This window comes from Kocuria rosea (assembly GCF_023715525.1).
Lineage (GTDB): Bacteria > Actinomycetota > Actinomycetes > Actinomycetales > Micrococcaceae > Kocuria > Kocuria rosea_A.
On the sequence record NZ_JAMBOG010000028.1, the window covers coordinates 1 to 13,461 of the forward strand.

At 73.3% G+C, this 13,461-nt stretch carries 13 protein-coding genes, 2 tRNA genes and 1 other RNA gene; 7 read left to right on the forward strand and 9 right to left on the reverse strand.

Translation table 11 applies throughout. From position 1 onward, the window contains the following. Positions 1 to 56: 56 nt before the first annotated feature. The 4 genes from M3185_RS15080 to msrA form a co-directional block, all read right to left on the reverse strand. The gene (locus tag M3185_RS15080; RefSeq protein WP_251334503.1) at positions 57 to 869 is read right to left on the reverse strand and encodes an alpha/beta fold hydrolase; all 813 of its coding nucleotides are present in this window, start codon (positions 867 to 869) and stop codon (positions 57 to 59) included. 15 nt (positions 870 to 884) lie between these two features. After that, positions 885 to 1,469, reverse strand: a complete 585-nt coding sequence (epsC, locus tag M3185_RS15085) for a serine O-acetyltransferase EpsC (RefSeq protein WP_251334504.1) — start codon at positions 1,467 to 1,469, stop codon at positions 885 to 887. A 154-nt stretch (positions 1,470 to 1,623) separates the two neighbouring features. Then, entirely contained in the window at positions 1,624 to 2,559 is a 936-nt protein-coding gene (gene cysK, locus M3185_RS15090; protein WP_251334505.1) for a cysteine synthase A, read from the reverse strand. A 135-nt stretch (positions 2,560 to 2,694) separates the two neighbouring features. Continuing rightward, positions 2,695 to 3,279, reverse strand: a complete 585-nt coding sequence (gene msrA, locus M3185_RS15095; protein ID WP_251334506.1) for a peptide-methionine (S)-S-oxide reductase MsrA — start codon at positions 3,277 to 3,279, stop codon at positions 2,695 to 2,697. A gap of 93 nt (positions 3,280 to 3,372) precedes the next feature. Here msrA and M3185_RS15100 point away from each other — a divergent pair, with 93 nt between their 5' ends. Together M3185_RS15100 and M3185_RS15105 are read left to right on the forward strand one after the other, a co-directional pair. Then, positions 3,373 to 4,332, forward strand: coding sequence for a Nif3-like dinuclear metal center hexameric protein (locus M3185_RS15100; protein ID WP_251334507.1), 960 nt, complete (start codon positions 3,373 to 3,375; stop codon positions 4,330 to 4,332). Continuing rightward, on the forward strand, positions 4,329 to 5,063 hold the full coding sequence (locus M3185_RS15105) for a zinc ribbon domain-containing protein (RefSeq protein ID WP_251334508.1): 735 nt from the start codon (positions 4,329 to 4,331) through the stop codon (positions 5,061 to 5,063). The genes M3185_RS15100 and M3185_RS15105 overlap by 4 nt, the downstream gene beginning before the upstream one ends. A gap of 65 nt (positions 5,064 to 5,128) precedes the next feature. Here the strand turns inward: M3185_RS15105 and rnpB are convergent. Then, an RNA gene (gene rnpB, locus M3185_RS15110) (RNase P RNA component class A) lies at positions 5,129 to 5,519 on the reverse strand. Positions 5,520 to 5,575: 56 nt separating this feature from the next. Here rnpB and M3185_RS15115 point away from each other — a divergent pair. After that, complete coding sequence (locus tag M3185_RS15115; protein ID WP_251334509.1) at positions 5,576 to 6,349, forward strand: YaaA family protein; 774 nt, start codon at positions 5,576 to 5,578, stop codon at positions 6,347 to 6,349. Positions 6,350 to 6,363: 14 nt separating this feature from the next. Here M3185_RS15115 and def read toward each other — a convergent pair whose 3' ends face one another. The 3 genes from def to orn form a co-directional block, all read right to left on the reverse strand. Then, on the reverse strand, positions 6,364 to 6,936 hold the full coding sequence (gene def / locus M3185_RS15120; protein ID WP_251334510.1) for a peptide deformylase: 573 nt from the start codon (positions 6,934 to 6,936) through the stop codon (positions 6,364 to 6,366). Between the two features lie 84 nt (positions 6,937 to 7,020). After that, positions 7,021 to 7,094: transfer RNA gene (locus tag M3185_RS15125), tRNA-His, on the reverse strand. Positions 7,095 to 7,236: 142 nt separating this feature from the next. Then, complete coding sequence (gene orn, locus M3185_RS15130; RefSeq protein WP_308222218.1) at positions 7,237 to 7,872, reverse strand: oligoribonuclease; 636 nt, start codon at positions 7,870 to 7,872, stop codon at positions 7,237 to 7,239. Between the two features lie 146 nt (positions 7,873 to 8,018). Between orn and mptB the strand changes: the two genes are divergently transcribed. From mptB to ettA, 4 genes are all read left to right on the forward strand, one after another. After that, positions 8,019 to 9,590, forward strand: a complete 1,572-nt coding sequence (mptB, locus tag M3185_RS15135; protein WP_251334512.1) for a polyprenol phosphomannose-dependent alpha 1,6 mannosyltransferase MptB — start codon at positions 8,019 to 8,021, stop codon at positions 9,588 to 9,590. A gap of 77 nt (positions 9,591 to 9,667) precedes the next feature. Beyond that, positions 9,668 to 9,743 (forward strand) — tRNA-Arg (locus M3185_RS15140). A 280-nt stretch (positions 9,744 to 10,023) separates the two neighbouring features. Continuing rightward, a complete protein-coding gene (gene ssb / locus M3185_RS15145; protein WP_251334513.1) occupies positions 10,024 to 10,704 on the forward strand; it encodes a single-stranded DNA-binding protein in 681 nt (226 codons plus the stop codon). A 10-nt stretch (positions 10,705 to 10,714) separates the two neighbouring features. Then, positions 10,715 to 12,397, forward strand: coding sequence for an energy-dependent translational throttle protein EttA (gene ettA, locus M3185_RS15150; RefSeq protein WP_251334514.1), 1,683 nt, complete (start codon positions 10,715 to 10,717; stop codon positions 12,395 to 12,397). 139 nt (positions 12,398 to 12,536) lie between these two features. Here ettA and M3185_RS15155 read toward each other — a convergent pair whose 3' ends face one another. Next, positions 12,537 to 13,427, reverse strand: a complete 891-nt coding sequence (locus M3185_RS15155; RefSeq protein WP_251334515.1) for an acyl-CoA thioesterase — start codon at positions 13,425 to 13,427, stop codon at positions 12,537 to 12,539. Positions 13,428 to 13,461: the final 34 nt, after the last annotated feature.

Sequence of the window (13,461 nt, forward strand, 5' to 3'; positions counted from 1 at the left end):
GCCGCCTCCAGCACGGAGGCGGCCGGCCGCCGTCGTCGGGGAGCCGGGAACGGGTGCTAGCCGGGAGCGTCGAGGAACCGCCGGACGGCGGCGGGCAGGCCCGGCTCCGCCGGGGTGCCGAGGTGGCCGCGGCGCGGGTACAGCACGACCCGGCCGTCCGGGGCGCGCCGTGCGGTCTCGGTGAACAGCCACGTGCCGTAGCCGGCGTCCCGCCCGCCGCCGACGACGAGCAGCGGGCACTGCAGGCCGTGGAGCCTGTCGCCGGCGTCGAAGGCGTCCTCGGCCGCGAGCGTGGCCAGCAGGTCCGAGCCGCCCCCGCCCAGGACGCGGCGCCCGAGCAGCCAGCCGAGCGCCCCGAGCGGCAGCCCGGTGGCGGGGCCGGCGGCCATGCCCCGCAGGAGCCGCGCGGAGGCGCGGCGGACCCGGTGCTCCCGCAGCAGCCGGGCGAGGTCCCGCTGCAGCGTGCGGAAGCCCGTGCCCAGCCGGTAGGCGCTGGAGAGCAGCACGAGCCGGCGCACGAGCCCGGGGTGGTCGAGGGCCAGCTGCAGCGCGACGCTGCCGCCCGTGGAGTGGCCGAGCACGTCCACCGGTCCGTCGAACAGCTCCCGCAGCACGTCGGCGTAGTCGCGGGCCAGGTCCGCCATGGTGGCCCCCGCGGGCAGCCCGCGCCGCCGGTTGATCCACCACACGGTGCGCCCGGCGGCGAACGGCCGGACGAGGTCCAGCTGCATGCGCAGCTCCTGGCCGCGGGGCACGTCGTGGTCGGCCGTGAGCCCGGGCAGGAACACCAGGGGAGGGCCCTCGCCGAGCCGCAGGAACGGCAACCCGGGGCCCAGGTGACCGCTGTCGAGCACCGCCGGGGACGTCATCTCAGCTCCTGCTGCTCAAATCCACATCGCCGGGTCGATGTAGGTGGACGGGTCCACCAGCGGCTGCTGCTTCTCGGGGGTGCGGGGGCGGACCTTGCCGGGGATGCCCGTGACGATCGAGTCCTCGGGCACGTCCTTGACCACCACGGCGTTGGCCCCGATCGCGGAGTCCGCGCCGATCTCGATGGGCCCGAGCACCTTGGCGCCCGCGCCGATGACCACGCGGTCCCCGACCGTGGGGTGGCGCTTGACCTTCTCCAGGGAGCGCCCGCCCAGGGTGACCCCGTGGTAGATCATGACGTCCTCGCCGATCTCGGCCGTCTCACCGATCACCACGCCCATCCCGTGGTCGATGAAGAAGCGCCGCCCGATGGTGGCCCCGGGGTGGATCTCCACGCCGGTGACGAAGCGGCCCAGCTGGGAGACGGTGCGGGCGAGCAGGCGCCGGTCGGGGTGCTGCCACAGCCGGTGGGAGAGCCGGTGGATCCAGATGGCGTGCAGACCGGAGTAGTTCAGGGCGATCTCCAGCCGGGACCGGGCGGCGGGGTCGTGCGTGCGGGCCGTCTGCAGGTCCTCGGAGAGTCTGCTCCAGAAACTCACGGTCTTCCTCTGTTCTTCCGGGGTCGGGGAGGGGCCCGCCGGGGCGGGGAGGGCGCGCACGGGAACGGCCCGCCCACATCCGGGGGCAACGTCGCCGGGTGGCGGCGCTATTCCCGGGGCGGGGCGGGCCGTCGGTGCCGAGGGGCCCGGGGGCTCAGCCGCGGATGTCCTCGTAGAGCAGGGTGGAGATGTAGCGCTCACCGAAGTCGCACACGACGGCGACGATGAGCTTGTCCCGGTTCTCCTCCTTGGCGGCCTCCTGCAGGGCGGCCCACACGATGGCGCCGGAGGAGATCCCGCCGAGGATGCCCTCCTTGGTGCCGAGCTCGCGGGCGGTGCGCACGGAGTCCTCGACGGTGACGTCGTAGACGTCGTCGTAGATCTCGCGGTCGAGGATCGCGGGCACGAAGTTCGCGCCGAGGCCCTGGATCTTGTGCGGGCCGGCCTTGCCCTGCGTCAGCAGCGGGGAGTCGGCGGGCTCGACGACGAGCAGGCGGACGTCGGGCTTCTGCTCGCGCAGGTAGCGGCCGGCGCCGGTGATGGTGCCGCCGGTGCCCACACCGGAGACGAACACGTCGACCTCGCCGTCGGTGTCCTCCCAGATCTCGGGGCCGGTGGTCGCGTAGTGGATGGCCGGGTTGGCCTCGTTGGCGAACTGGCTGGCGAGGACCGCGTTGTCGGTGGAGTCGACGATCTCCTGGGCCTTCTCCACGGCCCCGCGCATGCCCTCGGCACCGGGGGTCAGGACGATCTGGGCGCCGTAGGCCCGCAGCATGACCCGCCGCTCCGTGGACATGGTCTCGGGCATGGTGAGGATGACCTTGTAGCCGCGGGCCGCGCCGACCATGGCCAGGGCGATGCCGGTGTTGCCGGAGGTGCCCTCCACGATCGTGCCGCCCGGCTTGAGCTGGCCGGACTTCTCGGCGGCGTCGATGATCGCCACGCCGATGCGGTCCTTCACGGAATTGGCCGGGTTGTAGAACTCCAGCTTCACGGCGACGTTGCCGGGCAGGCTCTCGTCGAGCCGGTTGAGGCGGACGAGGGGGGTGCGGCCCACGAGCTCGGTGACGTCGTTGTAGATCTTCGCCATGTGCATACCTCTGTTTCTCGAATGTCAGGACATCGTCGGTGGATCTTCGGCGGTGTCGGGGCGCCGCCGGGCCCGGGGGAGGGCACGGGGGGCAGCCCGCTCCTAGCTGAGCCTAGCCACGCGCCGCAACCTCTACTATGCAGTAAGCCACGCGGAGTAACGTTGCCGGACCTTGGCGAGCTTCGGGTTGATGACCACCTGGCAGTAGCCGCTCCACGGCTGCTTCGCGTAGAAGTCCTGGTGCTCGGGCTCGGCCTCCCAGAACGCGCCCAGCGGCTCCAGGGTCGTGACGATCGGCCGGTCCCAGGAGGGCTGCGCCCGGGCGATGGCGTCCTGGAACAGGGCCCGCTGCGCCTCGTCGGCCCAGAACATCGCCGAGCGGTACTGGGTGCCCACGTCGTGGCCCTGCCGGTTGAGCGACGTGGGGTCGTGGCCCGTGAAGAACAGGTCGAGGATCACGTCCTCGGGGACCACGTCCGGGTCGAAGGTGACGGCCACGGCCTCGGCGTGGCCGGTCCTGCCGCTGCACACGGCGCGGTACGAGGGGTGCTCCAGCGCGCCGCCGGTGTAGCCGGAGACCACGGAGCTCACCCCGCGGGTGACCCGGTACACCGCGTCGAGGCACCAGAAGCACCCGCCCGCGAGCACGAACGTCACGGAGGAGGGAACAGGGGCCTGGGCGGGGGCGCCGGAGCGGGCGTTGTCGGGATCGGTGACCATGTCCGGTACAACGCCCCGGGCCCGGCAACATTCCCGCGCCCCCTCCCGTGCCGCTCCGCCGGCCGCACGGCCCCCGGTCCCTAGACTGGGCCCATGAGCGAGCACAGCACGTCCCCGGCCGCCCCTGCCCTCACCGAGGTCCTCGACGTCGTCGAGCAGCTGTGGCCGCTGGGACTGCAGGAGCCGTGGGACGCGAGCGGGCTCGTCACCGGGCGCCCGGAGCAGCCCGTGCGACGGATCCTGTTCGCCGTGGACCCGACGGCCGACGTCGTCGCCGAGGCCGTGGCGACGGGCACCGACCTGCTCGTCACGCACCACCCGCTGCTGCTGCGCGGGGTGACCTCCGTGGCCGCCGACCGCTTCAAGGGAGCGGTCGTGCACGAGCTCATCGAGCACCGCTGCGCCCTGCTCGCGTGCCACACCAACGCCGACTCCGCCCCCGACGGCGTCTCCGACGCGGTCGCCCGCGCCGCCGGGCTCACCACGACGACACCGCTCGCCCCGCACCCCGCCGACCCCGCCGTGGGGATCGGGCGGGTGGGAGACCTGCCGCGGCCCACCACGCTGCGGGAGCTGGCCCGGCGGCTCGCCGCCGCCGTCCCGCCCACCGCCCACGGGGTGCGGGTCGCCGGCGACCCCGACACCCCCGTGCGGCGCGTCGCGGTGTGCGGTGGCGCGGGCGACTCCCTCTTCGACGAGGTCCGCGCGAGCGGCGCCGACGTCTACGTCACCGCGGACCTGCGCCACCACCCCGCCTCGGAGGCGCGGGAGGCCGCCACGGGCCCCGGCGCGGCCGGCACGCCCTGCCTGGTGGACCTGTCCCACTTCGCGAGCGAGTGGCTGTGGCTGCCCGTCGGCGCGCAGGCCCTGCGCACGGCGCTCGCCGCCCGGGGGCACGCCGTGGAGGTCGCGGTCTCGACCCGGCGCACCGACCCGTGGGACTTCCGGATCGACCACCCCGCCGGCGGCGGCCACGGCCCCGCAGCGGCCACCGCGCCCGACGGCGCATCCACCACCGAGCACCACCCCGCCACCGCAGGAGGACCCGCATGAGCACCGCCACGCCCGAGCAGCAACGAGCCCTCCTGGAGCTGGAGCGCGTCGACGCCCGGCTGCGCCGGATCGCCGAGCGGATCGCGGAGCTGAAGAACGACCCCGAGACGGCGCGCGCGCTGCAGCTGCGCGCGGGGGCGATCGCCACGGCCAAGGAGCTCGAGACCGCGGAGCAGGCCCTCCGGCAGCGGCTGGCGGCCGCCGAGGACAAGGTGGCGCGCGTGCAGGCGTCCATCGACAAGGACCGGCGGCGGCTCGAGCAGGGCGGCTCCGCCAAGGACCTCATGGGCCTGCAGCACGAGATCGACACGCGCCTCCGCCAGCTGGCGGAGGCGGAGGAGGCCGAGCTGGAGCTCATGCAGGAGCTCGACGACGCCGTGGCCCACCGCGCCCGGATCACCCCGCGGCTGAAGGAGGCCGACGCCGACGCCCGCCGGCGCGTGGCCGCCCGCGACGAGGAGGGCCGGGCGCTCACGGCGGAGCGCGCCGAGCTCGCCGGGGCCCGGGCCGCCGCGGCGCAGGCGGTGGGCGCTCCCGCGCTGGTCACCCGCTACGAGCGGATCCGCACCGGCCGCGGCACGGAGCGCCCGGCCGCGGCGCAGCTGCGGGGGACGTCCTGCGGATCCTGCGGCACGGCCCTGAGCCCCACCGACGCGGCGGAGTTCCGCGCGGCGGCCGCCGACGCGGTGCTGACCTGCCCGGAGTGCGGAGTGATCCTGGTCCGGTCCTGACACCGGCACCGGGACGTCCGGCGGTCCGCGCGGGCGGACCCCGGAGCGGCCCGGAGGGAGGACGAGGGACAGGCCGGCCTGTAAGCCGGGTTCTGTGGCACGGCCGGTCGCCCGGACCGTGCTGGTGACCATCCATCTAGGCCCGCCGTTGCCGACGGGCTCGAGCGGTCTACCCGGGTGCTCGGGCGAGCAGCCCTCGAGCGCACCCTGTCTGACCTTGCTCCGGATGGGGTTTACCGAGCCGCACCGGTCGCCCGGTGCGCTGGTGGTCTCTTACACCACCTTTTCACCCTGACCCGCGGCCCGGACGAACCGGGGCGGGCGGTCTGTTTTCTGTGGCACTGTCCTGCGGGTTCCCCCGAGTGGGCGTTACCCATCATCCTGCTCTGCGGAGCCCGGACTTTCCTCGCGCCGCGGCAACGTGGTTGCGCGGCCCGCGGTCACCCGGCCGGCCTGTCCGCCGACCAGTCTACCGGCCGCCGGGCCCGCGCCGGTTCACTACACTCGGGCGGGTGCTGATCCTCCTGCCGCCCTCCGAGACCAAGACCGCCCCCGCCGCCGGGGCCCCCGTCGACCCGGCCGCCCTGGCCTTCCCCGAGCTCGCCGGGGCCCGGGAGAAGGTGCTCGCGGACCTGGCGGCCACCAGCGCCCGGGAGGACGCCCTGGCGGTGCTCGGAGTGGGGGAGCGGCTGCGTCCCGAGGTCGAGCGCAACACCCGCCTCGGCGCCGAGCCGGCGGCACCGGCCCTGGAGGTCTACACCGGCGTGCTCTACGACGCCCTCGACCACCCCGGTCTGACGCCGGCCCAGCGGGAGGCCGCCGCGGCGTCGCTCGTCGTCGTCTCGGCCCTGTGGGGGGCGGTGCGCCCCGGGGACCGGATCCCGGCCTACCGCCTGTCCATGGGCGCGCGGCTGCCCGGGCTCGGCAGGCTCGCCGCCCACTGGAGCCGGCACCTGCCGGCGGCCCTGGGGCCGGCGTCGGAGGACCGGCTGGTCGTGGACTGCCGCTCGGCGGCCTACGCCGCGGCCTGGCGGGCGCCGCGGGAGGGGACGGTGGCGGTCAAGGTGGTGCGCGAGCAGGACGGGACCCGCAAGGTCGTCTCCCACATGGCCAAGCACACCCGCGGGCTGCTTGCCCGCCACCTCGTGGAACGGACGGCGGCGGGGGAGCGCGTCGAGACGCCCGGGGACCTGCTGGCGGCCGTCCGCGAGCGCTGGCACGCCGAGCTCACCGAGCCCACGGCCCGTTCCGCCGGGGAGCTCGTGGTCGTGCGCACCGAGGACTGACGCGCCCGCCGTGCTCAGTGGCCGAAGGGGTCCTCGTCGACGCCGGGCAGCCAGGAGTTCCCGTCCGCGGTCCAGCCCTCGGCCTTCACGGCCTTGCGGGCCCTCCGGCCCCACTTGTCGTTGAGCCGGTCCACGTAGAGCTTGCCGTCCAGGTGGTCGTACTCGTGCTGCATCACCCGGGCGAACCAGCCCGTGGCCTCGAAGTCCAGGGGGCGGCCCTCCACGTCGAAGCCGGTGACCCGCACCCACTCGGCGCGCTTGAGCGGCCAGCTGTAGCCGGGCACGGACAGGCAGCCCTCCGACTCCTCGTCCGGGTCGGGGGCGTCCTGCGAGATCTTCCCGAGGGTCAGCACGGGGTTGACGAGCACGCCGCGGGCCGGCACGTCGTCGTCGTTCTGGAAGGCGTACGTGAAGATGCGCAGCCCCACGCCGATCTGCGGGGCGGCCAGGCCCACGCCGTGGGCGGCGTCCATCGTCTCGTACATGTCCTCGACGAGGCGGCGCAGCTCGTCGTCGAACGCGCCCACTCTCGCGGCGGGACGGTGGAGGACGGGGTTGCCGGTGATCACCACGGGACGGACGGCCATGACGTGACTTCCTTCGGGATTCCTGCGACGGGACGGGGAACGACGAAAGGCCGCCTCGATGCCTCGAGACGGCCTTTCACAGCGGGTGAGCGACGGGGGTTGAACCCGCGACCTCCTGGACCACAACCAGGCGCTCTGCCGAACTGAGCTACGCCCACCATGAGCACCCCGCGGAAGACCGTGCTTCCGCTGGGCAACGCATACGAGTGTACCGCATCCCGGCGGTGCTCCCGACCATTCCGCTCACCGGCGCTCCCGACGACGGTCCGGCCGAGCCCGCAGTGCCGGGGCGCCCCGTGCTCAGGCGCCGGTGCGGGAGGCGGCGATCTCGGCGGAGATGGCGCGGGCGGTGTCGGAGTCGGGGCCCGGCTCCGGGGTGAAGACGGCGCGGCGGTAGTAGCGCAGCTCGTCGATGGAGTCGCGGATGTCGCCCAGGGCCCGGTGGTTGCCGGTCTTCGGCGGTGCCTGGAAGTACGCCCGCGGATACCAGCGCCGGGAGAGCTCCTTGATGGTGGAGACGTCGATCACCCGGTAGTGCAGGTGGGCCACGACGTCGGGCATGTCCCGCACCAGGAACGTGCGGTCGGTGCCCACGGAGTTGCCTCCCAGCGGGGCCTTGCCCGGCTCGGGGACCCACTGCCTGATGTAGGCGAGCACCTGCTCCTGCGCCTGCTCCATGGTGAGGCCCTGCGGGAGCTCGTCGAGCAGCTTGGAGGCGGTGTGCATGTTGCGCACGAAGTCGCCCATCTGGGCGAGCGCCTCGTCGGCCGGGCGGATCACGACGTCGACGCCCTCGCCGAGGACGTTGAGCTCGTCGTCCGTCACGAGCGCCGCGACCTCGATGAGGGCGTCGTTCTCGAGGGACAGCCCCGTCATCTCGCAGTCGATCCAGACAATGCGTCCGTTGGAATTCGCGCGTCCGTTGGAATTAGCCACCCGGACAATCTACCGTGCGGCGCCGACGCCGCCCATCGGCACGGGTGCCGCCGCCGGTGCCGGGGATAGGATCGGGGCGACCACGGGGTCCGCGCTGCGCCCAGCCGCGGCGCCCGCAGCCACCGGACGGGCGCATCGGGAGAGCAGTGCACACGACCTCGGAGATCGGCGCCTCGGACGACGGCGGGCCCGCCCGGGCGCCGCTCGCGCACGCCGGCGGACCGCACTACGTCTCCGGCTCCCCGCTGCGGACGGTGCTCATGGGCACCGTCGGCTCGTTCATGCTGCTCCTCGGCTCGCTCGGCGTCGGCTGGCTGGCCTCCGTCTCGCCGCTGCGCCAGGAACCCCTGATCATCGCCATGCGGTTCACCACCACCGGCGTGATCGTCTCCATCCTGCTGCTCGCCGTGGGCGGGATGCTCCTCGTGCGCGAGTGGCTGCGCCTGGGCCAGAAGCTCAGCCGCTGGGGGCCCGGGTCGGGACGGTGGGTGCGCATCGCGATCGCCGCGTGGTCGGCGCCCATGCTCGTGGCGGTGCCCCTGTTCAGCCGCGACGTGTACTCCTACATCGGCCAGGGCCGGGTGATGGCCAACGGGCTCAACCCGTACGAGCACGGCGTGTCGTCCATCGACAACTTCTTCCAGCTCGGGGCGGACCAGATGTGGTCGGAGATGCCGCCGCCCTACGGACCGCTGTTCCTGTGGCTCGAGCAGCTCGTCGTCGCGGTCACGGGCGAGGACCCGGACGCCGCGGTGCTGTGGTTCCGGGCCCTGTGCGTGATGGCCGTGCTCGCGCTCGTCTGGCTGGTCCCGCGGCTGGCGCGGCTGCACGGGATCAACCCGGACCGGGCGCTGTGGCTGAGCGCGGCGAACCCGCTGTTCCTCACCAACTTCCTCGTCTCCGTGCACAACGACGCCATCATGATCGCCCTCGCCCTCGGCGGGACCTACGCCGCGGCGGTGCGCCGGGACTGGCGGGGCGGGCTGGCCGGGACCACGCTCGTGACGCTGTCCGTGGCGATCAAGCCCATCACCCTGGTGTTCCTGCCCTTCGTCGGCCTGCTCTGGGCGGGACGGGGCGCGTCGTGGTCGCGCCGGTTCGTCGTCTGGGCGCTCACCCTCGGGTACTCGCTGGCCCTGCTCGGCGTCATGGGCCTGGCCAACGGGTTCGGCTTCGGCTGGGTCTCCGCGATGTCCACGCCCGGGTCCGTCTACATCTGGTACGCGCCCGTGGGCCTGGCGGGCATCCTCGCCGCGGCGCTCGCGGCGGCCGTCGGCGCCGACCGGGGGCAGTGGATGGACGTGGTGCACACCGCCGGGCAGGTGCTGGCGGTGCCCGTGATCCTGTGGCTGATGTTCCGCGGCCGCGACGAGCGCATCATCCGCCGGCTCACCTGGGCCTTCACGGCCATCGTGGTGTTCTCCCCGATGATCCAGTCCTGGTACGTCGTGTGGCTGATCCCCCTGTTCGCCGTCACCGGGATCCGCAGCGACTGGCAGGTGGACATCCTGTTCTTCCTCACGGCGTTCTTCATGATCTACGCGGTCTCCGACCAGATCGACGTCTTCCCGTACCTGGACCTGGACCTCAGCTCGGGCCGGCTGATCGCCGCGATCGTCGCCCTGTCCTACGGGGTATACCTGTGGTTCATCGACCCGGCGACCCGGCGCCTGTTCCGCGGCCGCTACCAGCCGCCGCTGGAGCAGACCGTCATCTGAGCCGGACGCCTGCACGAGCCGGCGCGGGCGAGTTGCTAGACTCGTCCGCGTCGCCGGGGCACCGTCCCCGGCCGCCCGCCTCAGTAGCTCAGTGGATAGAGCAGGAGCCTTCTAATCTCTTGGTCGGGGGTTCGACTCCCTCCTGGGGCACCACTTCTCCTCCCGCGAGGGCCCGCACGGGCCTCTGCACCGACGAGCGGCCTGCCGTCGACCACCGGAGCTCCTCGTCCGCGACCGACGTTCCCGCGCCGGCTCGCGCGGCCCGGTCCGCCCCCGTCCGCACTGCACCGGCGGACCGGCGCGCGCCCCGCCCGTCCGCCCGTCCACAACCGGGCAGGATGCCGCGCGGACGCGGCACGGCCCGGAGGACGCTGGGGGCATCCCGCACCGGGGCCAGCCCCGGCCGACCGGCCGCAGTCCAGAGGCGTTCCCGATGACCGAGCAGATCACCGTCCGCGGCTACGTGGCCACGGACCCCGAGTCCCGCACCCTGCCCGACGGCACCGTGGTGGTCACCTTCCGCCTCGCCTCCACCCCGCGCTGGTTCGACCAGCAGAGCCAAAACTGGCGCGACGGCCACACGAACTGGCTGACCGTCCAGGCCTTCCGCACGCTGGGGCTCAACGCGCTGGCGAGCATCAGGAAGGGCCAGCCCGTCGTGGTGATCGGCCGGCTGAAGGTGCGCTTCTGGGACGGCGAGCACGGGCGCAACACGGCCGTGGACGTGGACGCCGTCTCGATCGGCCACGACCTCGCCCTCGGCACCGCCTGCTTCCAGAGCACCGTCAGCTCCGCCCCGCCCGCCGAACAGACCGCCGAGCAGACGGGCAGCCCCTCCTCCGCGCCGGCGGAGGAGGGCGCAGAGGGCCCTCCGGCCGGTGAGGCCCCCGGGCCGCGGGCCCGGAGAACGGGGCCCTCCCCGACGCCGTCGACCCGCGGACCGGCGAGCTCCTCGGGACTGCCGAGGACCCGGGACGGCGCTCGCGGAAGCAGCCGGCCACCGCGTGAGCCGCCCCGGCCGGGCACCGCCCCGACGCGTCGCGGGCGGGGCCCGGCCGGGAGCTCCTGCGGCCCCGCTCCGTCCCCGCCGGTGGGTCGGGACGGAGCGGGGTAGCCTTGAGGACATGGCGGAATTCATCTACACAATGTCCAAGGCTCGCAAGACCGTGGGCGACAAGGTCATTCTCGACAACGTCACCATGTCGTTCTTCCCCGGCGCCAAGATCGGCGTGGTGGGACCCAACGGCGCCGGCAAGTCCACCATCCTCAAGATCATGGCCGGCCTCGACCAGCCCTCCAACGGCGAGGCGCGGCTCAGCCCCGGCTACAGCGTCGGCATCCTCCAGCAGGAGCCGCCGCTGAACGAGGACAAGACCGTCCTCGGCAACGTCGAGGAGGGCGTCGGCGAGATCAAGGCCAAGCTCGACCGCTTCAACGAGATCTCCGAGGAGATGGCCCAGCCGGACGCGGACTTCGACACCCTCATGGAGGAGATGGGCCGGCTGCAGGAGGACATCGACGCCGCCAACGCGTGGGACCTCGACTCCCAGCTTGAGCAGGCGATGGACGCCCTGCGCTGCCCGCCGCCGGACGCCGATGTCAAGGTCCTCTCCGGCGGCGAGCGCCGCCGCGTGGCCCTGTGCAAGCTGCTGCTGCAGAAGCCGGACCTGCTGCTGCTCGACGAGCCCACCAACCACCTGGACGCCGAGTCCGTGCTGTGGCTCGAGCAGCACCTCAAGGAGTACCCCGGCGCTGTCCTGGCCGTGACCCACGACCGGTACTTCCTCGACCACGTGGCCGAGTGGATCTGCGAGGTCGACCGCGGCCGGCTCTACCCCTACGAGGGCAACTACTCCACCTACCTGGAGACCAAGAAGGAGCGCCTGGCGATCCAGGGCAAGAAGGACGCCAAGCAGGCCAAGCGCCTGGCCGACGAGCTCGAGTGGGTGCGCTCCAACGCCAAGGGGCGCCAGGCCAAGTCGAAGGCCCGCCTGGCCCGCTACGAGGAGATGGCGGCCGAGGCGGAGAAGACCCGCAAGCTCGACTTCGAGGAGATCCAGATCCCGCCGGGGCCCCGCCTGGGCAGCCTGGTGATCGAGGCGAAGAATCTGCGCAAGGGCTTCGGGGACCGCTCCCTGATCAAGGACCTGTCCTTCTCCCTGCCGCGCAACGGCATCGTGGGCGTCATCGGCCCCAACGGCGTCGGCAAGTCGACCCTGTTCAAGACCATCGTGGGCCTCGAGTCCCTCGACGGCGGCGAGCTGAGGGTCGGCGACTCCGTGAAGATCTCCTACGTCGACCAGAACCGCGAGAACCTCGACCCCAACAAGTCGCTGTGGGAGGTCGTCTCGGACGGGCTCGACTACATCAACGTGGGCAACGTCGAGATGCCGTCCCGCGCCTACGTCTCCGCGTTCGGGTTCAAGGGCCCGGACCAGCAGAAGAAGGCGGGGGTCCTCTCGGGCGGTGAGCGCAACCGGCTGAACCTGGCGCTGACCCTCAAGCAGGGCGGCAACCTGCTGCTGCTCGACGAGCCGACCAACGACCTCGACGTCGAGACCCTCGGCTCGCTCGAGAACGCCCTGCTGGAGTTCCCGGGCTGCGCCGTGGTCGTCTCCCACGACCGGTGGTTCCTCGACCGGGTCGCCACCCACATCCTCGCGTGGGAGGGCACCGAGGAGGAGCCCGACAACTGGTACTGGTTCGAGGGCAACTTCGAGTCCTACGAGGCGAACAAGGTCGAGCGCCTCGGTGCGGACGCCGCGCGCCCGCACCGGGTCACCCACCGCCGCCTGACCCGCGACTGATCCACGGCCGACCCGCCACCGGCGGGTCGGCCGCGGGTCCCGCACACGCCGGAGGGGGCCGGTTCCACGGGACCCGGCCCCCTCCGCACGCCCGCACCGGGCCGGCCCCTGCGCGGGGCCGCCGGCGCGGCGCGGAACCCTAGGAGAACTCCGGGAAGCGCATCATGCCCTCCTGGGCCGTGGTGGCGATGAGCGTGCCGTCGCGGCGGAACATCCGGCCCACGCCCAGCCCGCGCGCCGAGGAGGCGTTGGGGGAGGACTGCACGTAGAGGATCCACTCGTCGGCGCGGGCCTCCCGGTGCCACCACATGGCGTGGTCCAGGGAGGCGATGTTCATGCCCGGCTCCAGCCACGTCTTCCCGTGCAGCCGCAGGATCGGCTCCAGGAGCGTGTAGTCGCTCGCGTAGGCCAGGGCGGCCCGGTGGATGGCCGGGTCGTCCGGCAGGGGCTTGAGGGTCTTGATCCACACGGCGTTGTAGGGGTGGCCGCTGTCGTCGGGCCGGTAGTAGATCGGCTCGGTGATGTAGCGCATGTCGAAGGGCCGCTCGTAGGCCACGGCCTGGGCCTCGGGCAGGTCGATGTGGCCGAGCAGCTCCACGGCGCTCGGCAGCGACTCGGGCTCCGGCATCCCCCGGGGCGCCTCGTCCTGGTGCTCCAGGCCCTGCGCGGGCAGCTGGAAGGACGCGATCGCGGAGAGGATGGCCGCGCCGCCCTGGTAGGCGTGCACCCGCCGGGCGGAGAAGGAGCGGCCGTCGCGGATCCGCTCCACGCCGAACGTGATGGGCTCCGCGACGTCCCCGGCCCGCAGGAAGTAGGCGTGCAGGGAGTGGATCACCCGCTCGGGGTCCACGGTGCGCATGGCCGCGGTGCAGGCCTGGGCGAGCACCTGCCCGCCGTAGACCCGGTTGCGCGGGGCGGTGAGCGAGCGGCCCACGAAGATGTCCTCGTGGGTGCGGGCGCCGCCGCTGTCGGCGAGGTCCAGCATGTCGAGCAGCGCCTGCGTGGGGTCCGGGGTCGGGCTGTAGGTCATGGCCTTCACTCTAGCCAAGCCCCGGGCCGGCGCC